Consider the following 24,589-nt stretch of genomic DNA (forward strand, 5'->3'; position numbering starts at 1 on the left):
TTATCTCCTTTTTATTAATAAGTTATCTTTTCATTACTCCCAGAATAGCCAACATTTTTGGCAGCCATGTTGTCTAAGTATTGCCAAATCTGAGGCCGATAGCGCCGCAAGCCGTACAATAAAGCCAAATAAACTAAGATAGCTAAGCCAATATAAAGCGGATTTTGTGATACAAAAGCCGCAAATACTAAAGCATTTAGTGGCCGTGCCATCAAGTTAAAGCTGGTAATCAAAACAATGCCGGCAGGTAAAGCAACGCCATAATGTGCTACCGCCCCAGTGTAAAAAGTGCCAAGCCAGCTTGACGCATATAAGCCCAAACTGAACCAAACAATTCCGTTAGCAATTACCTTTAAAATATTACCACGAGTTAAAGCAACGATTGATTCCACCATAAAGGGCAAAGAAATCAAATCCACAATGGGTAATGTTTTATTACCGGGAAGAATGAAGGCAATCACTACCATAATCGGAATTAGAATGACGCCGGCAATAATTGTTGCGGGCTCGCCATAACCAACACCATCATCAACGCCCAAGAACCACCGCTTTTTACTCGTTGCAGTCACTGCATCTGCCTTTGAAGCCGATGCATTTTTATGCGTATTTTTATCAATTTCATCAGCTAATGGCGTAAAAGCTTTAGAAAAAACGTTAGTAATTAATGGAAAAATGGTCATAACAGCTGACAATTGAACTGCTACCGTTAAGATTTGACCCCAGGCTTGCAGTTTACCCAGACTCGTTAAATTACCTAAAATACCGATTAACAAACCTAATAGCGCCCCGAGGGTCGTTGGTTCACCGAAAACGCCAAGTTTGTTTTTAAAATATTCCGGCGTCATTTTTACCTTATTGAATCCAAGCAGATTCCACAGTGGATCTAGCAAGATCGCCGGGATAACCTGCTCAATATTATGCAGGGAGGCAACCGAAGCGTTTTTTACACCATAATAATCTGACCAACGATCCGCCTGGATTTCTGCTAAAACTAGTGCGTAAAGCAACATAAAAAATGATAAGCCGAGTGACAACCAAAAATTATGGGTAACGTAATAACACATCGTGCCCCAAATCATAAAACCAAAGTTATTCCACAAATTGGAAGCCATAAATATTTTGGTTACGCCCAAGGCAAACAGTAAAACTTCAGCGATCAAACCAAAAACAAAGAAGCTAAGTCCGACCGTTGAGCCGAAGGAAGCAAGTGAGCCAGCTTGCCAGCCAATATCAACAATTGGTAATTTAATGCCGGTAATACTCACCATTTGCCTAATAATCTTAGTGATAGTGGGCGTGAAGGCTTGGATTATCCAACCAAAGCCAGTTAAGCCAACGCCTGCATAAAAAGCGCTCATCATCGCCGTTTTTGGTTTAACTCTTAAACATAATGCGACTATAAAAATCATCAATGGTACTACAACGCTAGCACCAAAAATTTGAAAAATGCGATTAACAGTTTCTAACACAACCTCATCCACCTTTTTTAAAAAGAAAATTATTTAACCAACCGTAAATTTGCGGCTGATTTTGCTGTGATCGGCTATCTTTACCACGTTCATGGTTGCCATTCAGCCATTGATCAGTTGTGATCAATGTTAATCGGTTAACAAACTTACGAGATTTATTCCTTTAAGTCATAAAAAAGTACGCTATACTTGTTATACTTAATATATAAAGTATTTATTGAGGAATAATTATGGGAAAACTAACAATCAAAGACATTGCTACGATGGCTAATGTTTCAACTGCTACTGTATCAAATTACCTTAATGGCAATTATGATCACATGTCCTTAGAAACGCGTAAAAATCTCAGCCAAATAATTAGAGATACTAAGTTTCGGCCTAACTCTACCGCTCGCAATTTAGCAAAAAACGAAAATAAAACTATTGGCGTTTCCATTGCGGATATTACCAACCCGTTCACTTCACAGGTTTTATCAGGTATTTATGAGCAGTGCGATAATTACCGCTACCGTGTCCTATTCACTAATGCTGGTAATAGTGAACAAAAAGAAATTGATAATATTACACGTTTACAAAATGAAGGTGTTGCCGGAATTATTGTTGATCCGGTTAATCCTGATAGCCCCATTTATGAATCCTTATCAAACCAAAATACAGTAATGGTTGACCGCCAGTCTAATAAATTAATTATTGATACTGTGGCAACAGATAATATGACATCCGTTCAAAAACTGGTTAAACAGATGAAAAACAAAGATTATGACAACCTTTATTTTGTCACTTGGCCGTTCCAAAATATCAGTACTAGAACTCAGCGCTACGAAGGATTTATCAAGGCGACAAATTATTCAACCCTAAACCATTTGATTGCCGTGCCTCATCACGGTAAAGAAATTGAATATCAGCAATTCACCCAAAATATCAGTTCAATCATGCAGCGCAATAATACCAGCAAGATTGGTTTCTTTTGTATGAATGCTCGCGTACTTTTACGTCTACTTCAGGCAATGCAGCAACTCGGTTATTCTTACCCTCAAGACTATGGTGTAGCAACTTATGAAGAATTTGACTGGATGCAAGTAATGACACCAGCAATTAGCTGCATCCACCAAGATTCATATTCTATTGGTAAAGTTGCTATGCACATTCTTAAGCAAAAGCTTGAACATAAGCTGCTGCGTCAGCCCACTTTAAAATTGATTCCGACTCAGCAAATTTTGCGTGCCAGTTTTTAATCAGCTCCTTTACAGTGACTTGTTGTTTATTTCTTGTTAACCGGTTAACAAAGTTTACAGTTCATATTGTATGCGCTTTCCAATAGTTGTCAAGACTTTTTTTGATTTTCCTTTTCAAAGTTTACCCACTAAAGAGCGACTGAGAAGACCACTGCAAGTTACTAAAAAATTATTTTTGGCTCCTTGCTATTACCCAAGATGCGCGTAAATTTTTGTTTGAAATCTAATAAAGCCAATAAAAAAGCGATCCATATGTGGATCGCCTCTCCCGTCTAGTAAACCTCTTATCAGCCACTTCATTGAATTAACATGACAGGCGGTGTTAGCAAATAGTGGCAGTTATTTTCAATATTTATCTCTTATTTTTTAAAGTACATATTATCTGAAGCCCAGATAATAAAAAGAAACAAAATAAAACAAATTATTAGAGCCAAAATCGCACCTAAAAAAAGCTTAAAGCGCCGGCACTTAAATCCAATTAGCTTAAACCACAACCACGGTAAGCTTAAAACTATTAAGAATTCACATAGCGCAATCCACTGCACAATTTTATAAGCAAGTGGTGTTAACAGCTGTTTTTCAATTGTAGGTTTATATTTTATTACTAACTTCATCCTTTATATCGTCAAAATCTAATTTTAAATATTGCTTTCTGCTTTAAAAGCATTAATTTATCCATTTAGTACACTCACTAATTTACTTTTTCGTAAAATATAGTTTGTCCACTTTCCAGTAGATGTTATTTTCTTTTTTCATATCAACTCCTATTGCTTTTTTCTTGATTTCTGTTCCATACCAATAAATATTCTGAGTTCCGCCCTGGTAATCAGAGGTATTTTGGCAAGAATCATTCTTATTAAGATGAACTAAGAAAGTATAAATCTTTTTGTCTTTAGATACCGCTCTCATCTTTTTAATATCATGATTTTTGATCATCGCGTTAACTTGATAGTCTAACTCATAGGAAATATATAATTCCGAGTGAAAAAAATACCAGAGATAGCTTACTAGTAAAGCAATTAATACCAACAAAATATAAGTGAATTTATACCCTTTGTTCATATGGATCACCACCAATTTAGCAAAAAAAGTTTCAAAGTCTAAACAGCTTTGAAACTCATTATACTATTCAATTGCGCTTTTCCAAATTTTAGACAAAAGCTTACACATTGAAGGCCGTTTCAAACTTTTTTGGTTTGCTTGATTCTGCATTGTGTTCTTGCTTTTCCTAGTCAAGATAGTCCTGCTCTCTTGGCAAATTTAATATTATTTCCCTAATAGCCGGTTCAATCAAAGTGAGAGACTCAGGTTTTTTCTTTTGCTAGTATTTGAAAAGCATAAACGCTACCAATACTGTACGCCACGATGAATTACTTGTTTAGCATTAAAACCATTAATCATTTTGGCTAGTTCATCTGCCACGATTGATTTTGACTTATCACTAGCAAACTTTATTGTATTATCCGTAATTTTCTCTTAAGTGCGATTAGCAATTTCGTTTCTATGGCTTTCGCTTCAATAATATTTAAACGCCTCTCTTCATTTACATAGTTAAGCGCTCATCAAGCAAATGATTATAGGAAACGCCATTTTGGCGTAGTATTTTACGTATGCCTAATACTCCACTAGCCGGTCCTGCAATGATAATAAGCGCCTCTTTTCGTTGCTCTTCATCAATTAAACTAATTAATTGTTCTTCGGTAAAGTGGCCAACTTGACGGTAATAGCTAAAACCAGGACCAACCATAGTCTCGAAAGCTGAATCGCAATATAAATCCTCTTTCTTATGAACACACCAAAGTACTTTTAATGAATAACTAGCTTGATACTTCTTTGCTATACTCAGCAAAGGAGCTATTCCTGTTCCCATTCCAATTAGTATCAGACTTTTACCGGAAAAGCGATCAATAGTGGGGGCAAAATACCCATAAGGGCCCTCAAGCTTAACCTCATCGCCAGTTTTTAATCTTGCTAATTTTTTAGTATCATCACCTACTAATCTAATAGTAAAAGTTACTTTTTGTTCGTCAGAAGGTACACCAGTCACAGAAAAAGGGTGACGATCAGTAATAACTTTAGAACTTAAAAAGTAAAAATCACCTGCTTGATACTTAATCGTTTTCGATTTTATCTGCAAAACCAGTTTTATTGTGTCAAAATTGATTTTCTCATTATCAATTACAACGGCCTCTTTTAGCTTGGGAAAACAAAGATTCCATAAATACCAACCAATTACTATAAAAGAATAACTATCAAAAATAAGCATGAAAGATAGATTGGTATTTATCCGCCCAATTAAGTGAACGTGCAGCCAAATTAGTAATATCATTACTAAATTTAAGCGATGAATCCACACAGAAACTTGATGACGAAAAAAAGGGGAAAGCTGGTTTTTTAATCTGTAAGCCCACTTAAAATGGTCTACCAACCAACCTGAAAGAAAAAATACTGCATAAGCAAGGCTAAAAGCCGCTATATATAATGCCCATTTGCCAGTTAACTTAATTAAAAAGCCCATTGAAAACAGATTGTTGCTATGTAAAAAAGCTAAAGCAAATGCACCAACGCCCAAAATACCATGAATACTATAAAGCTTAGGCAAACTAATTTTTTGAACTAGCCATCGCGGTCTCGTAGCTAGAAATGTACTTACAAGCCACCAACAATAAGCCACTATGCCCGCATTATAATATAATGCATTTGCATTTGTAGTAATAATTATTTCATTAAACTGAATGACTAGTGGTAACGGAAATAAAAATATTGCTATCCAAGTCCAAAATAAAGATTTATGCAAGAATCTTCCCCCTATTAGAACCCAATTGAGTCTAGCCAGGAATTAACCTTTCCTTGAGCGTGACTCGCTTGTGAGCCATTAATTTGAAAACCTTTCAAGAATTTTGCTTTTGGACATTCTCTTTTTAAGATTGCCAAACTGTCACCAAAACCTGATCCACCGTGGGTCACAAAAGGTACAACTTGTTTATCTTTCAAGTCAACGTGTTCTAAAAAGGTCCTGACAATCATCGGCGATTCATTCCACCAAATCGGATAACCAATAAATATTGTTTGGTATTTAGAAACGTCTGGCAATGCATTTTTGATTTTGGGACGTGCATTATTCTGTTGCTCTTTTTCGGCTTGATCAGCAGTCGCCTGATATGTAGTCGGATATTTTTTTGCTGGTACAATTTCATATTTGTCGCCACCAGTTCTGGCTGCAATATAATTAGCAATTCTATGAGTATTACCTATTTTTAAATTACTCCCTCCATAGTTCTGACCCGCACGGGAAAAATATACAATTAAAATCTTATCTTTCTTATTAGTATTTCTATCAACTTTTGCACTCTGTTTTTTTGATGAACTACTTTTAGGTTGTGCTGATTGCTCAGATGACTGATTGTGCTGATAAACATTCCAACCCATAACGCCTAAAATTACTATTATAAAAGCTGCAATAATACCGTTTTTTTTCATTTTTTATTCCTCTAAACCAAGAATCTAATCCCAATAATTATTTACTAAGTTATTAGATATTACTTTATTGACTTTTACTTCTATTTATATTTTAAGATTTAATCCTTTCTTGCATTTTTCATTAAGATACTCCTTAAACTTGACATTAAGTCAACCCCTTAAAAATTTGCTAAATAAATAACCTAGCAAAAATATAAAATTATTAATTAAAAAAGGTTATATATTTAGGCACAGCAAAAAAAGACTAATCCCTGACGATATTGGAATTAGCCTACAATAAAAATTTTTTTGATTTTAACGCATTACTCTTTCCGCATAGCTATTTCAATTATCCTATTAGCAATTTCTTCAGGATATTCCCACTGAATATAATGAAATGTACCTACCGGGATAATTTTAGCTTTCTGATTATTGTATTCTGAACGTTCGTATTCTTTTTGGCGGTATGCCTCCGTAAAAATAAATACCGGAATGTCATCGTTCATTCGCATAGTTGACTGCCAGAAATGGTCGTTTTTCATCGCACTAATGGCATTTTGGCTTGCTTGGTCATCAAACTGATCTGCATTCTTTTCTGTAGTTTGCCAAAAAGCCATTGCCTCTTGTTCAGAAAATAAGCTAAAAATTTTGTCATGAATAAACTGTTCTGTATTGCGTTCTTGTTTTTCCTGGTTAAGATAGCCCTGCTCTCTTGGCGGATTTAATATTATTTCCCTCGTCGTTGGTTCAATCAAAATGAGGGCACGCAGATTTTTTACTTTTGCTTGCATTTGAAAAGCATAAACGCCGCCAATACTGTGCGCCACGATGATTACTTTTGCGGCATTAAAACTATTAATCATTTTGGCTAGTTCATCTGCTTCTGCTGTGATTGTGTAAGACACAGTTGATTTACCGCTAAAGCCGGTATTCAAATAATCAGGTGCAAATATGCCATCTTCTGCGGGCAGCTCGTCGATTACTTTGCTAAAACTCTGCGCAGTATCAAAGCTGCCAAAACTATTGAGAAAAACAATTAGTGGTTTGCCCGATCTACCGGAATATGCAATTTGACCTAGTTTCGTAGTGTAATACTTTTTATCCATTTATAATATTTACTTTCCTTGCACCAATTTTAAAACCGCACTGACTGCTGTTGAAGCAATTGCACCAACAATCATCCAGCCAAGAAAGTTACGCGGCCGATTATACGTTATTATTGGTCCCATGCTCCATAATTGATGTTTAACAATTGCCACAGCAAATGTGCCAATTACTAAAATCCATAAAACAATTGCCAGTATTTCCATTATTTTTTGCACTAATCTCATAACTTTCTCCTATCAAAATTTCAAAAATAAATTAACATAAATATATTCTAACAATGAGATTTATTGAATTATAGTTAGATTATTAACTTTCTAAAATTATTTTAAATAGTTTTAGCAATCCTCTGTTAAGTTTACTTTCTATAAGATTAGCTATCTGTCAGCTTTACCAGATCTGTACTCGTTTAGCGGGTTCAAGCCACATACCATCAGTTGGGTTAACATCATAAGCCTGGTAGAATTCGTCTTGGCACTGCACTTGAACATTTACCCTAGCTTGTGACAAAGCATGGACATCACTTGAAGCAACCAACTGTAAAAATTCGTTAGTTGAATTAGTTTCCCAAACACGGGCATAGTTATCAAACAGCTTGCTTGCGTCCCCGCCATCCTTCTTATTGGCCTCAAGTGCGACGGTTACGCCGCCTTGATCACCGATATTTTCGGAAACACACAGCTTACCGTTTAACTTAACTGGACCAACTTTAACGCCATCAAACAAAGCGATTTCAGCATTAATTCGTTTATTAAACTCAGCAAAGTCTTCATCTGTCCACCAATTTTTCATATTGCCTAATTCATCAAACTGAGCACCATTATTGTCAAAAGCATGGGAAATTTCATGACCGATCACCGTACCAAAACCGCCATAATTAGCAGCACGATCCTGATCTAAGCTATAAAAAGGCTTTTGTAAAATGATTGCCGGTAAAGTGACATCATTATTTTGCGGATCGTAACAAGCATCGGCATCAATTGCCGACATGATCCAGATAGAATGATCTACTGGCTGATTTATCTTGGCAAAATTAGCTTCAATTTTAACGCGCTGATTGTCCCTGACATTTGAGTAAAAAGTACCGCCAGCTTGCGTAGGAACCACCTTAAACAGATCGTAAAACTTCTGGACATGTTCTGGGTAGCCGATTTTCAGTTTTAGCGTGGCCAGCTTTTTGATTGCCTTTTCTTTAGTCACAGATGATAACCAAGTATTATTTTGCAGCCTTTCCTGATAGACTTTTACCATATTTTTAACCATTTCAGTTGCGTCAGCCTTAGCTGTTTCGCCCAAGTATTTCTGGCCATAATATTGCCCAATCACATCTCCAAATAATTTAGTCGTTTGATTGTAAACAAATTGGTTGTCTACGGGCAGACTATCGACGCCCCACATTACTTTTCTGAATGGTAACGTGGCAACTCTAAAGGCGCGTGACAAATAATTGGCCTCATAGTTAATAAAAACAGAGATCAACCAGCCCTTTAACTCGGCGAAGTTTTGATCATTGAACAAATTATCAAAATTATCCAAGTATTTTGGCTCACTTACAATCACAAATTTGGTCTTTGCAATGCCGGTCTGCGTTAACAAGCCCGCTAAATCAAGGCTTTTACTCTTTTTTATAAATTTTGCCACACTCATCGGATGATAAGTGTTTTCAATCTGGGCATTATCTTCGGCAGACTGGTAGACCTTTGCAAGTCGCCGATCTAGCTTTACCGCACCACTAGCATATTGTTGTGCCTTATTCTGTTCAATACCCGCCATTTCTAGCAAGTTTGCGGTCTGCTTTTGCCAAATTCCAAGTAATTCATCCGTCCGTTTTCCATCATAATAACTAGTATCACTCAAAATTAAAGCATGCCGATTAAAAGTAACAACATTTAATTGCGCGTTCTTAAAATCAGGGGTAACTTCTAAACTAAAGGGCAAATTGCCATCTAGCAGTAATTTGGACAGATTTTGGTTGACGTCCTCAAGCGTGTTTAAACTTTCCAAAAAAGTCAAGTCATCTTTGATCGGAGCTGCACCATCTTCTTCTCTTTTGGCAAAAGCTTCGACAATGCGATAAAATTCAATAGCTTTATCAAAATTCTTAATTGTAGGAACAGCTTTTTTACCACTGGCAAAATCTTCGAAATCTTGCATTAATTGCTCACGAGTTTTCTTTTCGATTTCATCAAAGCTAGTAATCCAGGGGTCACCTTTTGGAATTGGCGTTTCAGTCATCCACTTCGAGTTGACAGCCAAGTAAAGATTGTCTTGCGGACGCACATTAACATCAGGTTTAGTAGTATCACCGGCGCCACCGCGCACATTAAAATTAGTCATTTTATTTCTCCCTTTTAATTTTTTCTTTATATTCTTAGTATATAAGCAATCAATGCGATTTGATGAAAAAGTCGTATTCGACTTTTTTTGAGAGAAAACTACGCTCTGATTAGTAGAATAAATGATGAAGATGATTAAAAATTGTCATGTTCGCCATTTTTTATTTAAATTTATTTTTTCTGCTATACTAAATATTTACAAGCATATAAGGAATACCCAATTTCATTAAAATAAAAATTAGCGGGTATCATTGCTATTGTCAAAACTGTTATCTTTTTCTTTTAAGGTATAAAAGCATGATAAATTGGATAAGATCGCATAGAAATAACCTATTTTATGGTTACGTTGTAATAGAATTATTAGGATATATCTTTTTTGCAACCAATATTATTAATTGTAATATTCAACAATACTTTTTCCGCCATTTACCAATTTGGTTAAATTTGGTATTAATTATTATTCAAATTTTGATTTTAATTTATTTATGGCCCAAAAAAGCCGAATAATTTCGCCCACCAAAATCATTGGTGGTTTTTTCTTTTTAAGTGCATTGTTACGTGTAAGTACTCTAACCATCAATTATTAGTCATTTAAGCTGACTTCTTGAATTAATTTATTCTTCTTTTCTATGACTTAACTATATTTTCGTTATAATAAAGAAAATATGGCTCATTTAGCAAGCAAAAGTTAGAAGGAATAATCATGACAACAGGAGAATTATTAAAAGACTATCGGATTAGTCAGTGTAAAACACAAAAGCAATGGGCTGGTGACGTGATCAGTGCCTCTTTTTATGCGAAAGTTGAAAAAAATCTAAGCCGAATTTCTGCCGATGACTTAATTGAATTACTACATTTCAATCAAATTCCACTAATCGATTTTTTTAGCAAGTTACGTCCAAAAGATAAATTGATTCATCAACAAGAATTGGAAATAAATAGAATGGCTAATGAAGCATATTATCGAAATTCAGAAAAAGAATTGCAACAAATACGAGAGGTAGTTGCAGAAAGTAAATTGCCAAATAAAAACGATGAATTACTACTGATTGATAGCTATATTGCAGTGATTAGTAAAGAGCCTGAGAAGTTAGATAAAAAAGTCATAGACGAAATAAAAGAGAAAGTTTTTAATATTTCGAATTTCGATGAAGAGGGATTGATTACATATTGTAACTTTATGAATTTTTTTAGTTTGGATACTAACTTATTGTTATCTAAAAAAATAGTAAAGCAATTTATAGGAACAAACAGCATAGAGAAACAAAAGATAGTTTTGGGAATTATTATTAATATGCTAATTTTATGCGTTCAAAGTAAAAAATTTGATGAAACTGATATATTCGTTAATTATGCAGATCAAATAAAAACAACGCCAGCAATTTTCTTTTATAAGATGCTAGTACCAGCATTTTATAATATCGTTAAATATCAGAATACACATAATAAAAAATTCCTAGATGAAACAGAAACAATAATTAAGAGCATCAAATTAGCGGGCATGCCTGATTACAGCAAAGATATAGAAGAACTTTTATTAAAAAATAAATAATTAAAATAAAAAGATGTCATATTTGGTTTTTGAGAATCAAATATGACATTTTCTTATTTTGTCTTAAAGAAAAACGATAATAGTAATAAAGGTGCCGTAATTAGCTTGGATTATCAATAAATGTAACTTTTATATATTATTTAAAAGAAGGGAATATTATCAATGAAAGATAAAAAACGAATCAAAAAAATTAAGCGTTTGATATTTATCATATATCTCATTTGTTTTGTATTAATTATGTCATTGCTAAATGAGTTTGATACTCAAATACTTAACTTTATTCATAATATAAACATCTTTAGTAATCTTCCAAATAATTTGACAAGATTTGCATATCTTTTCGTGATTATTTTCATTTTAGTAATGATTTATCAAAAGAGTATTGATTATTTTTCAAAAAAATATCATGCATAAAATAATTTTGTCCACTGCTACTATTGCTGGAAGTAAAGCTATGGACAGAGGAATTTACGTAAGGTTTAGTAATAAAGGTGCCGCAATTAGTTGGGGATATCAATAAATCAAGCTTTATATATCACACAAAATATGGAGATGTATTCAATGAAAGATAAAAATAAGTCTAAAAAAGTTCAATACTTTATGTTTGCCGTATATTTTATTTGTGCTGTACTGCCCGCGTTTTTAATGAATGAGTTTGATACTCAAATAATGAACTTTGTTCATAGTATAAATATCTTTAGCAAGCTTCCGGATAATTTGACAAGATTTATATATACTCTTGTAATTATTCTTATTTGGGCAAAGGTTTTTCAAGAAATCATTGAATATTTTTCGAAAAAATATCATGTATAAAAAATATTATGCATAAAATAGTTAAAGTGTTATTTTTAGAATAATTTTGTCCACCAGAAAATCTGGTGGTTTTTTATGGCGTCCTCAGGTTGATCCCATTTCATTCTTTTTAAATTAATACACTTACTTTGCAAAAAATTATCCATCTTTTGCTTTGAACTCAGGCCAATTTTCACTTATCCACTTGTCTAATTTTTATTTTAATTTGTCTATGTAGTTGTCAAAATCAATCACCGCATCATAACGCCTTAGTTCTTCAGGCTCATAATGGTGAATTACCTCAATAAAAGTAAAGTCAGTGTTAAATAAATAATCATGAATCATTTTTGAAGTTGGCTTATCAAGCGATGCATTGACCTCATCCAGCAGCATAACTGGCCGGCCAGCTAAAATGGCCCGTGCAAGTTCAATTCGTGACAACTGTCCACCTGACAATTGATCCGCATTATCCCCTAACTGATAGTCAAAACCTTTTTCCTTAATTAGCTGTCCTAGACCAAGATTCTGACAAACCTGTTTAACCTCGTCGCGAGCAAAATTTTCTCCGAGAGTCAGATTAAACCAAAGCGTATCGGCAAAAATCACAGCGCTTTGGCTAGAATATGAAAATAACTTTGTAAAATTGCCGGCCGCAGCGTCTTTCTCATTAAGCAGTACTTTCTCAGCTTTACCATAGTCGCCATACATCAAGTATTGCAGCATCGTTGATTTGCCTGAACCTGAAGGACCAATTACTGCAATCTTTTGACCTTTTTTAACCGTGAGGTTGATGTGGTCTGCCAGTTTTTTATCCTGACGTACGAGTGCAAGCTCCTGCACCTTTAGCTCAGCAAAGTTTTTAGGGAGGTTTTCACTTATTTCCTTCTGCTCACTTTTAGCAATATATTGCTTAATTTTCTTAACTATTCCCTTTGTTGTCGACAAGTTATTTCGTTCATTTAAAATCTGTAAAATAGGATTCACAAATGAGTTAGACAGCTGCGTTATTGCAAAAAGAGCTCCTAACGTAATCTGGCCTTTAATTACTAGTCCTGTACCAATTGCAAATGGAAGTAAAAACGTGCCACCAATTGCAATAATATTTAAATAAGTATTGGTATTCTCATTAAGTAAGTTCATTTTGGCCAGTTTTTCTTCTAGGCGTTCAACCACGCGCTTATTTTGTTTGACGGCATTATCTTGTTTGCCATATAAGTTAAAAGTACCAGTTCCAGCCAAGGTATTTTTGGTTTGACTTACATACTTGTCACTGGCCGCGGTCCAGTCACCCGAAGCTTTTTGAATTGATTTTTGAAAAAAGCTTGAAGCAATAGTTGGCAAGAGTGATCCTACCAAGTAAATTAAAGTAACAAACCAGTTTAAGTAAAGTGCATAGCCGAGTGCCAAAACAACCGTGTAAGTATAAATCAAAATTTGAATTTCAGCCTCATAACGGTTGGTTTCAAGCAACTTAAAGTCATTAGTTAAAAAGCCCAGATCACTGCTATCTTCTCGATTATTTAGCAACATTCCTTTTAATACTTTAGTACGCAATTTGACGTTGACTTGCTTAATCGCATCAGTCTTAAGGTAATTAAACATTAAGCCAGAAACTAACACGATCACCAATGCAACAATGATTTGGCCGATCAGCAATGGTAAGGCAACGAATTGCCTTTTAGCAGCCATATTAGTCAAACTGCCGACAATATACGCCATAATAATATTTTCGGTGCTATAAATCAGGCCAAAAATATTTAACCAAAAGAATCTAAAATGTGAGTAATTGTGGTAAATCATTGCTGTTCTCCGCGATTTTAATATTGTTATTATTTTTATTTAAAGATATTGCTATTATTAAACCTGATACAAATAAAATTTACAATGCTTTTCGCGTAATTGGTAATGAATTTGAGGATAAGCGGTCTTTTTTGGGCAGTAAAAAAGACTGTTATTCCAAGTTGTTACAAACTTGAATAACAGACCTTGAAATTAAAAGATTGCTTAATTTATGCAACTGAAAGCAGTTGAACTGACTAACTTATCGTTTTCACTAGTTATAGCAACACTAAGCGTACTGCAATACAAAGATAATTTTTAGCACGTAATTATTGCTATCCAATAAATTTTATTACTGGGGCGAGTAAGGCAATTCAACACGAAAATCAACTTGATCTGCGTCAAAATAAGATTTCGTATATTCAACCAAACAATCTGGCCTAGTGTAGCCTAAATACTCGACATTCAGTACCAATTTATTATGGTCATTTTTAAAATTCTTAAGAAGTGAGTCAGCGTCTAGTGAGCATGTTCTGATCCTTCGATGAAATAAATCAGGTCTCAAGTTTTTATACCCCATGTAATCATATAAAGAAATTTTACTGAAATCATAGCGATGAGCATCTTCAAACAATCTAAATGGAAAATAAGCTTTTTGAATAGAGAAGGCAATATCATCGTACTTTCGAATTCTAATTAATTCATAAAACTCAGTATAGTTCGGAAATAGCTTAGTCAAAAAAGGTACATCATAAACTAACTTAAATGATTTAACCTCACTACTTGGTTTTCCACCCTTAATTTTGATGGTTTGTGTTAACGACCACGGTGCATCATCACCGGTATCAATTCTGCCAGGATATTTTCCATGTAGTAAATATGTACCATCACCAGGACGCCTAGTTAAAACGTGATCTTCAACTAAACTGATTATTGCCTTTTTAATGGTCATCCGTGAGAAACCCAATTTTTGAGCCAAAATTCGTTCAGACGGCAGACGCTGATTACCTTTAATCTGATTGTTTTCAATTAATGAAATAATTTTTTCTTTTGCTGCTGTATACAAAAAATTGCCCAATTTCTAATCCTCATATTCGACTCTATCTGGAAGAACTATCTCTTCCTCATATCTAACAACTTGTTTATCATGAAGAATGTAATTTTTTTCAACAAAGACCTGTGTCTTCTGCTTCAAAAGAAGTGCCTTGCTTTCTTCAGAAGTCGGCCAGGTCAAAAGAATATTTTTCTTAATATAATTGGCCTTATTTGCCAAATCAATAGCAAGTTCAAGATTTACGTTATTATCATCTATCGAAGTGTTTTTTTGCTTATCAAGCAGAGCAATTGGTATAAAGGACTTAATTAATGAGAAAGGCTTAGTCTGATATTTCAGTAAAAAAAGTCGCTGCCAGATTGGACCAACTTCTTTCAAAAATAAATCATCCCAAAAGTTACTTTGTTGCAATTGCTTTGCTTTACCTTTATTAAGCAACCAATTTTGGTCAATTACCCTCTCTTGGGGAGTTAAATAAGTTTTTAGTTTATTATTAAACATATCTACTTTCACCACTTATCCTAAGTTGAATATAGGCCATCTTATTCATTACAAGTCGATTTTTACACAGTTCTACAATTTTAACAAAAGCCTATTAATTAGCTATATTTTACCACTAACATCAGATGATTTATTTATATATTCAAGTTAGCAATTGGTTCTAAAATTGGTTCCTATTTGGCCACAACTTTAATCAATATGCTACTTTTAATTGAACACACTAAAAATCACGGCTAGAATTTAGTTGATTAGGAAATATCTTATCGTCATTGTTATTTCTTCTATCATTTTAATATTTCCGATATTTCTTAATTTAATATAAGTAAATTACAAGAAAACGAGGTTTTAAAATGAAAATTATTGACAATATATACAATCAACCCGAACGTTTACAAAAAATTTTGAGTACTGAGGCAGTTATTGCGAAAGACTTAATTGCTTTAGTAGAAGGGCAAAACATAAAAAAAATCTACTTTACTGGATCCGGGACAAGTTATCATGCATCGACTTTAATTAGCATGTACTTTAATCGCTATACTAAGTTAGATACGGAAGCTATTATTCCAGATAATTTTACTAATTACTTACAGCCCTCACCATACTTTAGCCCACAAGAAACTTTACTTATTGGGATTTCTCAATCTGGTACATCTACAACTACCTTAGAAGCAATACAACAAGCCAAAAAACGCAATTTTCATACCGTAGCTATTTCCGAGGAAACAAATAGTAAAATTGCCCAAGAAGCAGATCTAGTAATTTATCTAAATACCGGTAATGAAGTTATTCCCGTTGAAACACGTGGGTACACCTCAACTATTATGCTGGGCTTACTATTAGCTTGGCGCATAGGTCTTGCTCAAAAGAAGCTCACTTCTGAAAAATATCAAGAAATGATAAGTAAAACCAAAGAAGAATTAACAAAATTGCCAGATACATTAACATGTACAGAAAAATTTTATCAACGACACAAAAATGAATTAGTTACAATGAAAAAAGGTGCGATTTCCGGATATGGCTATAATTATGCTACGGCTCTAGAAGCTTATTTAAAAATGTATGAAACTTTCCATGCTCCATTGAGCGTTCATGAATTTGGCGAATTACTTCACGGTTATGAAATGGCATTTGATGCCGATCAATATGTCTTTTTAATTATTTCAAATGGTCCTGAAAAATCCTTGGCCAACAAATATCTTCATTTTCTTGATCAAATTACTAAACATTTATTTGTTATTACTGATCAAGACATTCAGTTCGACAACAAAGCTCATGTCCTTCGCATACCTTCGCTGAATTTCGCCGAATTATCACCTATAAACTTAATTATGCCATTTCAGATTATTGCTTCTCGCAATTGTGAGGCGATTGGTTACAATGTCGACAAATATCCGCTCGCAGTTGAAAGCTTTGCTCATTTTTAAGTTAATCTAGAATAGAGTGATGAAAACTCAGCTTTAAAGTTTGGCTTCAGAATTTAGTGGGAGCCAAGCTTTTTGTTTGCTCTCAAATTAAAGAAAGGCTACTTATTCTGATATAGCCATTAATCCAAGCTCCTATCAGGGCTATCTTCTACAATTTTATGCAGCTCTTGCTAATCATACAGGAACGCATGAACTGACATGATATATATTTGTAACAAATTAAAATACACGATTTCGATATAATTCTCGAAGTCGTGTATTGCATCTCAACTTAGCCAAAGTAATTCAAGTTAAGATTTATTTTCTGTTATTACTCAATCTTGGCAATTGTTTTGAATAATTTTCAAGTTGCTCTAAATTTAGCAAAAATTTTTTCGGTACCTTTTCATTTCCATATCGATTAATATTATTTACCAGAATTTCATCTGTAGTAGTTTTATCGCCTGCAAAAAACATCTTCTCAGTACAGCTACTAACCTTTTGATCATAAAAATACAGCTTATTTCCATTGTAAATATCACGTAGCCAAATAATTTCTGAATACCGGTTAGCAATTAACCTTTTTGGTAATTCCGACATTTCACCCTTTAAAAAGAATAAATCCATATTACTATTACGTGCAATAAAAATTGCTGATGTTAACGTAGCCATATGAGAAAAACACTTGCTCTGTGGTAACCCAATAGAAATTAATGATGAAACAGCGCATAAGATAACGGCCATACTCAAAAGTAATGGCCATTCTTTAAACCAAAAATAACTACTAATAAAAATAAGAGCAATCGTTAATAATAGCATTATCATTTGGATTAAGACCATCCTTTTAGGCAATTTTAACCACGTATTAATTCGATAATTTCTTTTCCCAAAAAAGGTTTTTGTTGGTGCAAAGCTATTAACGATTAGTAACTTTTTATTAGTAGATTTGGTCAGCAAAAAACCTTTTTGCTTAACTTGGTATTCTGGCAAAAACTGCCGTGCTAACCAATTTACCAATCTTGCTTGTTGCTTTGGATAATAGACAAAACGAAAATGAATTAATAAATATTCGAAAAGTATCTTTTCTTTTTTATCATTCATTTTAGATTCCCAAGAAACCAAACATAGCACCTAAAATACTAATAATAAGAATAATAAGTAAAAGTAAAAGTACATTTACTTTCTTTTTTAACAGATGAGCAATCAAAAAAGTAAGTAGTAACGGTAACATTGCTGGCAAAATAGAATCTAACGTTGATTGAACAGTTGGCGCTCCTTTGCCACTTGCTATTTTTAACGGAATCTTGATAATTACCATTGAAGCAACCATACTTCCAATTACGGTGTTGCCTAAAATATTGATAGCATAAGTAATATTGTCCATTAAGTTGGACTTCATACGATCAACTAAAGAAACTCCTAACTTATACCCCCACATGGTCCCAAAATAGCGTACTAATATATTAGGAATATTATAAATTAAAATAAATAAAATTGGACCTAGAACACTACCTTGCTTAGCAAGAGAAACTCCGATTCCAGCGGCAATTATCCTTAAACTACCCCAGAAAATTGAATCACCAATTCCAGACAATGGACCCATTAATCCGGCTTTCATCGAGTTAATGGATGAAGCATCAAAACTAGGATCATTAGCCTTTTTTTCTTCCATTGATGCCGCCACACCAACAATAAAGGGGGACATTGCTGAAGTGCAGTTGAAGAACTCCAGGTGTCTTTTCATGGCAGCTTTTTGATCTTCTGGATTAGAATATAATTTTTTAATTACCCCTGTCATCGAATAAGCAAATGCAGCACTCATCATTCGCTCATAATTAAAAGATGCTTCCATCGGAAAAGTTCGCCAAAAGATACCCCTTAAGTCTTTTTTATTCAGCTTCTTCATTTTGGTTTGATTAGAAGTCGTCATAAATTTCATCTCCCTTGGTAGCTAATTTATCATTGCTGCTCTTAATCTCATCAAAAATAATGTACATTACTGCAGCACAAATTGCGCCAATGATTGCGGCACAAATTGTATTTAGTTTCAGGTATGCGGCACAAATAAAACCTAAAAAGAAAAAGGGTGCGACCTTTTTAGAATAGGTCATATTGATTAACATTCCAAAACCAATTGCAGGTAAAATGTTCGTTGCAATAGTAAGACCATCAGTTACAGCCTTAGGAATTAGCCTGATTAAAGCTCCCACAGCATTGCTTCCTACAGCAAATGCTAAAGTTGTAACTATTGTAAGTATCGCTATTTGTAAAAAACACATCCTTAAATGCATATTACCAGCCGCAGTAATTTTTCCTTCATCTGCCAAATGATCAGCATGGTGTGTCATTGCTGGAAAAACCAAAACATAAAGAATATTTTTAATAATTAAACTTAAAGAAGCAATCGGTAAAACCAAGGTAATAGCTGAACTAACTCCCAAACCATTTTTCAGTGCAAAAGCTGTACCTAAAATACCTCCGATTACTTCATCAGGAGGTACACTAGCGCCAATTCCCATTAGCCCCATAAAAATTAGTTCGGAAGCTGCTCCCATTAATAATCCTTCTCTTAAGTTGCCAAACAATAAGCCCACAAACATACCAGTTACTATCGGCCGACCAATAAAACTTGTTCCAAGAAAATACTGAGAATTGGCAATTAGCGAAATGAAAAAAATTCCAATTATTTGTCCAATCATTGTTGCTACCCCTTTTTGATTAATGAAGTAAATTGAACATCGCGATCAGTAGGCGCCTGTTTGACTACCACTTCGACACCCTGATTTACTAATTCTGTCATTTGTTCAATTTCTTGATTATTAACATAAACCGATTTAGCAATATTTTTAGTATTCTCACGTTCAGCCGCTAAGCCAATATCGATTAACTTTATCTCATCGGTACCCTTAGCCATTAAATATGCATCCTGAATATTTTCGACTACAATAAAAACCTTATATTTTTCAGTCACTCCACTTTTAATTGCTGCTAATGAGTCATCAATGCTTTTAAAAATTAATTTAACGCCATTCGGCTTAGCCAAGTTCAATACACGCTTACGAAAATCATCTTTCGCAACTGCATCATTAGCCAATAGTATTGCATCTGCAGACAAAAAGTTTGTCCAAGCAAAAGCAACTTGGCCGTGAACCAAACGGTAATCAACACGCAACATTTTGATCATCTTAATCACACCTCTTCAGAAATCTTCCGTTTCATTGACAAGAAGTTGGACAACTTTGAGCTCTTGACGAGCCTCCTTACAAAGCTGGTCTAGCTTACTCAGAATTTGTTGGGAAGAACAATTATCTAGCTCAGTTGTTAATACAGCTAATACCAAAGGCAGGTTCATTCCGGTCACTAAAAACATCTCATCCCTCTCGGCAATCATCTGTGCTATCGTCGTATTGACACTTCCTCCAATAATGTCAGTTATAAAAACATACTTTTCATGATCATTTTTTGTTAATTGATCTTCGAGCTGTTTTTTAAGCGGCTCTTGATTATCATCGTATGCTTCAATAGCATGTAGATTTGGTTGCTTTCCCATGATAAGCTCAACTGTTTTCTTTAACCCTTTTGCCATTTGAGAATGACTTGCCAAAATTACTTGCAATCTTAGTCCTCCTTTCATTTAATTTATTTCTTCTATCAATCAAATTCTATTATTGAAAACGCTTTATTTCAATAAAAATATGACCAATTTTTGCTTTTTTGATATAAACAGAACCAATTTTGCAACCGATTGATTAAAAAGAGGTAATGAACTTATCTTTTTATTTATCGTTCTCTAAACCTAGCAATCAAATATATGAATTTTAATTAATAATAATGGCAGCCTTTCTTCATCTAATTAAAAGAAAGCAAAAAAATAACCCTGATTTAATAGAAAAAAATTGTTAAATCAGGGCTATCAATTTATTAAGATGTCTATTTTTTGGCCTTTAGTTTAAAATTGCAGCACATTTAAAACAACTATCGTCCTTCCAAATATTGCTAAAAATACAGCTTTTACATGTTCACTTATTCAACCAATATCGTTAAACGACTTGCTTGCAAATTAATTTCCTAAGTCAATAATGCGATTAAACATTGCTTTCTCTTGCTCAGAAATTTTATGTGCAACTTCAATTACAGCAACTTTAGGATTATTGAGTAAGGTTTGATGAATTTGTAAGGAAAGTTTGGCATCTAATGCACTAGTTGCTTCATCTGCTAACAGAATCGGTCGCTTGGCAAGCAGCGCACGAGCAATTTCTATTCTTTGAATTTGACCGCCAGATAAGTTACTGCCATTTTGTCCCACAGCATAATTTAGTCCTTTTTCCTTCACCAGTTTAGCCAGGCCAGCTTCTTCGATAGCATCTTCAAGTTGCCGGCCACTGACATCCTTGCCTAAAGTAATGTTGAATTTCAAATCGCGGTCAAAAACAAATGGTTTCTGATTAATGTAGCCAAAGTAATCGTGAGCTTTAGCCCAATTACCGTTAATCGACTCTTGATCAATTTTGATTGTCCCTTTACTTGGAGAAATTTGCCCTACCAATAAACGCAGTAAAGTCGTTTTACCCCAGCCGCTAGGAGCCATCAGCAGTATTTTCTCACCAGACTCAAGCGAAAAATTGACGTTATCAAAAAGCAATTTACTATTTTGCTCATAGGTCAGATTAGCAACGTCCAATTGAGTAAAAGATTGTGCGGTCACATTTTCCGAACTGATTGCTTTAATTGCCAGTGCTTTTTCAACTTTGTCCCACATTGGCTTAGTAGATCGAATTTGATTAATCTGATCAAAAATCATCGTAACAGGATTAATGAAGTCGTTAGATAATTGGACAATCATGACTAAAGTACCAGCACCAATTTGCCCATTAAACATCAAAATAGCTCCAACCAAAAACGGAATGATAAAACTAAAAATGTCTGCAACAGTCATAATGATGGTTGAAACCGCCCCTTGAGTATAATTTAATGAACGCAAGGCATCTTCCATTTGCTTGGCTTGCTTAATCACATAGGAAACAACTGGAATTTGCACATCATAAAGCATCGCGGTTTTTGAGCCATTAATGGCATCTGATACGGCTTGAGTGTATTCTGCATTTTGTTTTTCCCATTCGGCAGATTTTTCCTGAATACTCTTAATGAAAAATTTTTGGATAAAGCCAGGAATAGACGTTGCAATGACGAAAATTAAAGTTAGAACCCAAGAATTAAGTAAGCCAACAATAATTGAGATCGCAAAGGCAAGCGCTTCAGAAATAATCATTAATTCATTAGTGATCTTCGATGTTTCGATTTGCTTTAAATCATTGGTCATTAAGTTTAAACCATCTTTTTGCGAATAGGATTGCTGCTGAATGATGTAGCTAATGGTTTTGTCCTTAAGCTCAACATTAATGTCACGCACAATATCACAGCGAAGGTAGCGATAAGCGAAATTAGTAAACATAATTACAATTAAGATCCCGGCTCCAATAAGAGCAATTAAAACTAACTGCTTAAGCGTCCCATGATGATATTGCGCACTATTCAACATAATTTTGGTAATATAAGCAATAACAACATTGCCACAAGCACTAATTGTTGCTAGCAGAACATACAGTACCAATTTCCCTTTATTTGCGAATTTTAATGACATAATTTTTTCCTCTTGATTTAAGTTGATCATATTAAATCACAAATACTTCAGTTGTATTTGCAGTTCTTTCATATATGATAAATTTAGCCAGATTTTATAAAAGAAAGATGTTCATGATGAATTTTAAAGAACTAAGACAAGAACAACATATTACGCTAACTGATGCATCTAAAGGAATATGTTCTGTTCCAATGTTATCTCGCTGGGAAAACGGCCAAGGGAATATGGACCTTCATAAAGCGATTAAATTATTTGAACGAATTAATATCACCACTTCAGAATATATCGCTTTAAACAAGTTGGACACGCCTGACAATGAAGCACAAGAATTAGAATCCGCATGGAATACCCAAAATGAGCAGGAATTAAAAATCATCGCTCAAAAAAGTCTCACTAAGTTTCACCAAGACAATAAATTATTTAGTCTTGATTATGCAGCTCTTTCCTGCGCATTATATCAGCGCATCAGTAAAATTAATATTTTTCCAGTGTCTGATCAAAATAAACTGAATAAGCAACTTTCTAAACTTACAATCTGGTCACAAGAAAATTTGTCGTTATTCCAAAATGTTACAAACATTCTTAGTCCGTCAATTATCTTTCAAATTAGTTCGCAGGTTATTGCCAATTTCGATTTCATCAATAAAGCCGGGAAAAACACTTTACACTTTGCAATTACTACTTTGTTTGAAGCAATTATTAGTTTATTAAAAGCTTCCGAGTTTAAATACGCTCAAAGTATTTTGAATAAGATTAACCTCGTCATATTGCCAGAAAATGAAATGCAACTAATCATGGGCAGATATTTTTTAAACTCTCTTATGACTTATTTAGAAAATCAAAATGACCAAGAAATCTTACAAATCATCACCTTGCTGACAAAATTAAATATGAAACACATGGCATCCTATTTTTTAGAAATCTTCAATTCGCTGAAAGCAAATTTGAGAGCCTAAGAGCTATTAGTTTAAATTAAATAATAAAGTTTGAAGTAAGAGACATTTTCTTGTTATCACGACTGAAATAACCTGCTTGTTACGCAAAAAAATAAGCTTAACTTATCTCTGTAAAACATTGATAAATTAAGCTTAATTATTTTAAATCAACTTCTATAGTGCAAATAAAAGCTTCGCATGAACTTTATTGCTATATCCAATCACTAACGTTGAAACAGCGCGGCAATAATATGATTACTTTTCAAGATACTTTTGATAAAGATAAGTTTCTTTTGTAACTATATCTATCGTTATAATGTCAGAATGCTAACAGGTAAACCGTTAAATTCTTGCTCTATTCCGATATCTTTTTTGACTTATTTTTACCTGTTTAAAATTTCAGCACTTAATCCTCATCTTCTACCACTTTGATGTGCCTTGTTCGTTCAAAACCATTCGCTAACGCCATCACAGCTGTAAAGAGTAAAAATTCAAATAACGTATAGAAGCTAGCAAAATCTTGATGAATAATCACATTAGTTACTGCTGTCATCAACGCTCCAAAGAATAATCCGCTAATCCAACTTGTAGTCCAAATTTTCTTTTTGACATTTTTAACTTGATTATTTTCTACTTCATAAATTTGCAGTTTAAGCTTTTTTAATTGATGTAAAATATAAGAATCAGCAGTTAACTCAAGAATAAACCAGCCAAACAACATAATGATATAAGCTAGAGTAGTTTTATAGGCAATCTGTAAATTACCAACAGCAATTGCTAGTATCATCACAAAGTTCATTGGTAAAGAGACAATGAAGAATGCATTGTTGCCAATCCTTTCTACTTCAGATCTCTTATATTCATCTAATGGACCATAAATGCCATACCAATATTTCATATAGCGAAAAAACAAGCTATTTTTCTTTTCCATAACATCTTTCTCCTTGATCAATTTATTTCTTAAAAATCTCCATCGTAAAACCTGAACTTGCTGCTTGGAAATACTCAGTATTTTCTAACTGAAAGCTTTCAGCACACAATTTTTACTCAGACATATTGTTATTTCCAGACCAAAACAATGAATTAAGGTCTGTCCCTAGAGCATTAGCCAATTTCAAGCATAAGTTTAATGACGGATTATACTTATTTTTTTCAATTAGGTTGATTGTTTGTCTGGCAACGCCAATTTCATCAGCCAACGCCTTTTGCGATAAACCTTTTTGTTTACGATATTCCTTCACGTGATTCATAGATCGATCCTTTTTGCTAATGTCATATATATCTGACATCTTTATGTCACATATATTAGACTATTTTCCTAAAATGTCA

At 33.9% G+C, this 24,589-nt stretch carries 23 protein-coding genes; 5 read left to right on the forward strand and 18 right to left on the reverse strand.

The window, feature by feature from the left end; genetic code table 11:
- Nucleotides 1-14: 14 nt before the first annotated feature.
- Nucleotides 15-1,469 carry a PTS galactitol transporter subunit IIC gene (locus J3U73_RS09520; RefSeq protein WP_267410298.1) on the reverse strand — a complete coding sequence of 485 codons (1,455 nt, stop codon included), beginning with the start codon at nucleotides 1,467-1,469 and terminating at the stop codon, nucleotides 15-17.
- Nucleotides 1,470-1,699: 230 nt separating this feature from the next.
- Here J3U73_RS09520 and J3U73_RS09525 point away from each other — a divergent pair, with 230 nt between their 5' ends.
- The gene (locus tag J3U73_RS09525) at nucleotides 1,700-2,704 is read left to right on the forward strand and encodes a LacI family DNA-binding transcriptional regulator (RefSeq protein WP_220268841.1); all 1,005 of its coding nucleotides are present in this window, start codon (nucleotides 1,700-1,702) and stop codon (nucleotides 2,702-2,704) included.
- Nucleotides 2,705-3,400: 696 nt separating this feature from the next.
- On the opposite strand, the gene J3U73_RS09530 is transcribed toward J3U73_RS09525, so the two are convergent.
- From J3U73_RS09530 to J3U73_RS09555, 6 genes are all read right to left on the reverse strand, one after another.
- Nucleotides 3,401-3,766: a hypothetical protein gene (locus J3U73_RS09530; RefSeq protein WP_267394046.1), complete on the reverse strand. Its 366-nt coding sequence runs from the start codon at nucleotides 3,764-3,766 to the stop codon at nucleotides 3,401-3,403.
- Nucleotides 3,767-4,247: 481 nt separating this feature from the next.
- A complete protein-coding gene (locus tag J3U73_RS09535; RefSeq protein ID WP_267410299.1) occupies nucleotides 4,248-5,222 on the reverse strand; it encodes an FAD-binding oxidoreductase in 975 nt (324 codons plus the stop codon).
- Nucleotides 5,223-5,515: 293 nt separating this feature from the next.
- Nucleotides 5,516-6,184: a flavodoxin gene (locus J3U73_RS09540; RefSeq protein WP_267410300.1), complete on the reverse strand. Its 669-nt coding sequence runs from the start codon at nucleotides 6,182-6,184 to the stop codon at nucleotides 5,516-5,518.
- Between the two features lie 302 nt (nucleotides 6,185-6,486).
- Nucleotides 6,487-7,269: an alpha/beta hydrolase gene (locus tag J3U73_RS09545; RefSeq protein WP_267410301.1), complete on the reverse strand. Its 783-nt coding sequence runs from the start codon at nucleotides 7,267-7,269 to the stop codon at nucleotides 6,487-6,489.
- A gap of 9 nt (nucleotides 7,270-7,278) precedes the next feature.
- Nucleotides 7,279-7,494, reverse strand: coding sequence for a hypothetical protein (locus J3U73_RS09550; protein WP_220220454.1), 216 nt, complete (start codon nucleotides 7,492-7,494; stop codon nucleotides 7,279-7,281).
- 163 nt (nucleotides 7,495-7,657) lie between these two features.
- Entirely contained in the window at nucleotides 7,658-9,604 is a 1,947-nt protein-coding gene (locus J3U73_RS09555; RefSeq protein WP_267410302.1) for a M13-type metalloendopeptidase, read from the reverse strand.
- Nucleotides 9,605-10,306: 702 nt separating this feature from the next.
- Between J3U73_RS09555 and J3U73_RS09560 the strand changes: the two genes are divergently transcribed.
- Nucleotides 10,307-11,155, forward strand: coding sequence for an Rgg/GadR/MutR family transcriptional regulator (locus tag J3U73_RS09560; protein WP_267410303.1), 849 nt, complete (start codon nucleotides 10,307-10,309; stop codon nucleotides 11,153-11,155).
- 561 nt (nucleotides 11,156-11,716) lie between these two features.
- On the forward strand, nucleotides 11,717-11,968 hold the full coding sequence (locus J3U73_RS09565; RefSeq protein ID WP_267410304.1) for a hypothetical protein: 252 nt from the start codon (nucleotides 11,717-11,719) through the stop codon (nucleotides 11,966-11,968).
- 195 nt (nucleotides 11,969-12,163) lie between these two features.
- Here the strand turns inward: J3U73_RS09565 and J3U73_RS09570 are convergent, their stop codons facing one another.
- From J3U73_RS09570 to J3U73_RS09580, 3 genes are all read right to left on the reverse strand, one after another.
- Nucleotides 12,164-13,747, reverse strand: coding sequence for an ATP-binding cassette domain-containing protein (locus J3U73_RS09570; RefSeq protein ID WP_267410305.1), 1,584 nt, complete (start codon nucleotides 13,745-13,747; stop codon nucleotides 12,164-12,166).
- A gap of 331 nt (nucleotides 13,748-14,078) precedes the next feature.
- Nucleotides 14,079-14,804 (reverse strand): GntR family transcriptional regulator, encoded by a 726-nt coding sequence (locus J3U73_RS09575; RefSeq protein WP_220268829.1) that lies wholly within the window; start codon nucleotides 14,802-14,804, stop codon nucleotides 14,079-14,081.
- A 3-nt stretch (nucleotides 14,805-14,807) separates the two neighbouring features.
- Complete coding sequence (locus tag J3U73_RS09580; RefSeq protein ID WP_267410307.1) at nucleotides 14,808-15,281, reverse strand: hypothetical protein; 474 nt, start codon at nucleotides 15,279-15,281, stop codon at nucleotides 14,808-14,810.
- Between the two features lie 350 nt (nucleotides 15,282-15,631).
- Here J3U73_RS09580 and J3U73_RS09585 point away from each other — a divergent pair, with 350 nt between their 5' ends.
- Entirely contained in the window at nucleotides 15,632-16,705 is a 1,074-nt protein-coding gene (locus tag J3U73_RS09585) for an SIS domain-containing protein (RefSeq protein ID WP_220268827.1), read from the forward strand.
- A 297-nt stretch (nucleotides 16,706-17,002) separates the two neighbouring features.
- Here J3U73_RS09585 and J3U73_RS09590 read toward each other — a convergent pair whose 3' ends face one another.
- From J3U73_RS09590 to J3U73_RS09615, 6 genes are all read right to left on the reverse strand, one after another.
- Nucleotides 17,003-17,785: a hypothetical protein gene (locus J3U73_RS09590; protein WP_220268826.1), complete on the reverse strand. Its 783-nt coding sequence runs from the start codon at nucleotides 17,783-17,785 to the stop codon at nucleotides 17,003-17,005.
- A gap of 1 nt (nucleotide 17,786) precedes the next feature.
- Nucleotides 17,787-18,614: a PTS system mannose/fructose/sorbose family transporter subunit IID gene (locus J3U73_RS09595; RefSeq protein ID WP_267410308.1), complete on the reverse strand. Its 828-nt coding sequence runs from the start codon at nucleotides 18,612-18,614 to the stop codon at nucleotides 17,787-17,789.
- Complete coding sequence (locus J3U73_RS09600) at nucleotides 18,601-19,383, reverse strand: PTS mannose/fructose/sorbose/N-acetylgalactosamine transporter subunit IIC (protein WP_220268823.1); 783 nt, start codon at nucleotides 19,381-19,383, stop codon at nucleotides 18,601-18,603. The genes J3U73_RS09595 and J3U73_RS09600 overlap by 14 nt, the downstream gene beginning before the upstream one ends.
- 5 nt (nucleotides 19,384-19,388) lie before the next feature.
- Nucleotides 19,389-19,868 (reverse strand): PTS sugar transporter subunit IIB, encoded by a 480-nt coding sequence (locus tag J3U73_RS09605; protein WP_220268822.1) that lies wholly within the window; start codon nucleotides 19,866-19,868, stop codon nucleotides 19,389-19,391.
- Between the two features lie 15 nt (nucleotides 19,869-19,883).
- Complete coding sequence (locus J3U73_RS09610; RefSeq protein WP_220268821.1) at nucleotides 19,884-20,300, reverse strand: PTS sugar transporter subunit IIA; 417 nt, start codon at nucleotides 20,298-20,300, stop codon at nucleotides 19,884-19,886.
- Between the two features lie 444 nt (nucleotides 20,301-20,744).
- Nucleotides 20,745-22,325 (reverse strand): ATP-binding cassette domain-containing protein, encoded by a 1,581-nt coding sequence (locus tag J3U73_RS09615; protein WP_267410310.1) that lies wholly within the window; start codon nucleotides 22,323-22,325, stop codon nucleotides 20,745-20,747.
- Nucleotides 22,326-22,441: 116 nt separating this feature from the next.
- On the opposite strand from J3U73_RS09615, the gene J3U73_RS09620 reads away from it, so the two are divergent.
- The gene (locus J3U73_RS09620) at nucleotides 22,442-23,281 is read left to right on the forward strand and encodes an Rgg/GadR/MutR family transcriptional regulator (protein ID WP_267410311.1); all 840 of its coding nucleotides are present in this window, start codon (nucleotides 22,442-22,444) and stop codon (nucleotides 23,279-23,281) included.
- A gap of 385 nt (nucleotides 23,282-23,666) precedes the next feature.
- Here J3U73_RS09620 and J3U73_RS09625 read toward each other — a convergent pair whose 3' ends face one another.
- Together J3U73_RS09625 and J3U73_RS09630 are read right to left on the reverse strand one after the other, a co-directional pair.
- Nucleotides 23,667-24,191, reverse strand: a complete 525-nt coding sequence (locus tag J3U73_RS09625) for a DUF3278 domain-containing protein (protein WP_220268818.1) — start codon at nucleotides 24,189-24,191, stop codon at nucleotides 23,667-23,669.
- A 112-nt stretch (nucleotides 24,192-24,303) separates the two neighbouring features.
- Entirely contained in the window at nucleotides 24,304-24,510 is a 207-nt protein-coding gene (locus J3U73_RS09630; RefSeq protein ID WP_220269651.1) for a helix-turn-helix transcriptional regulator, read from the reverse strand.
- Nucleotides 24,511-24,589: the final 79 nt, after the last annotated feature.

It is taken from the genome of Lactobacillus sp. B4005 (assembly GCF_026536045.1).
GTDB lineage: Bacteria > Bacillota > Bacilli > Lactobacillales > Lactobacillaceae > Lactobacillus > Lactobacillus panisapium.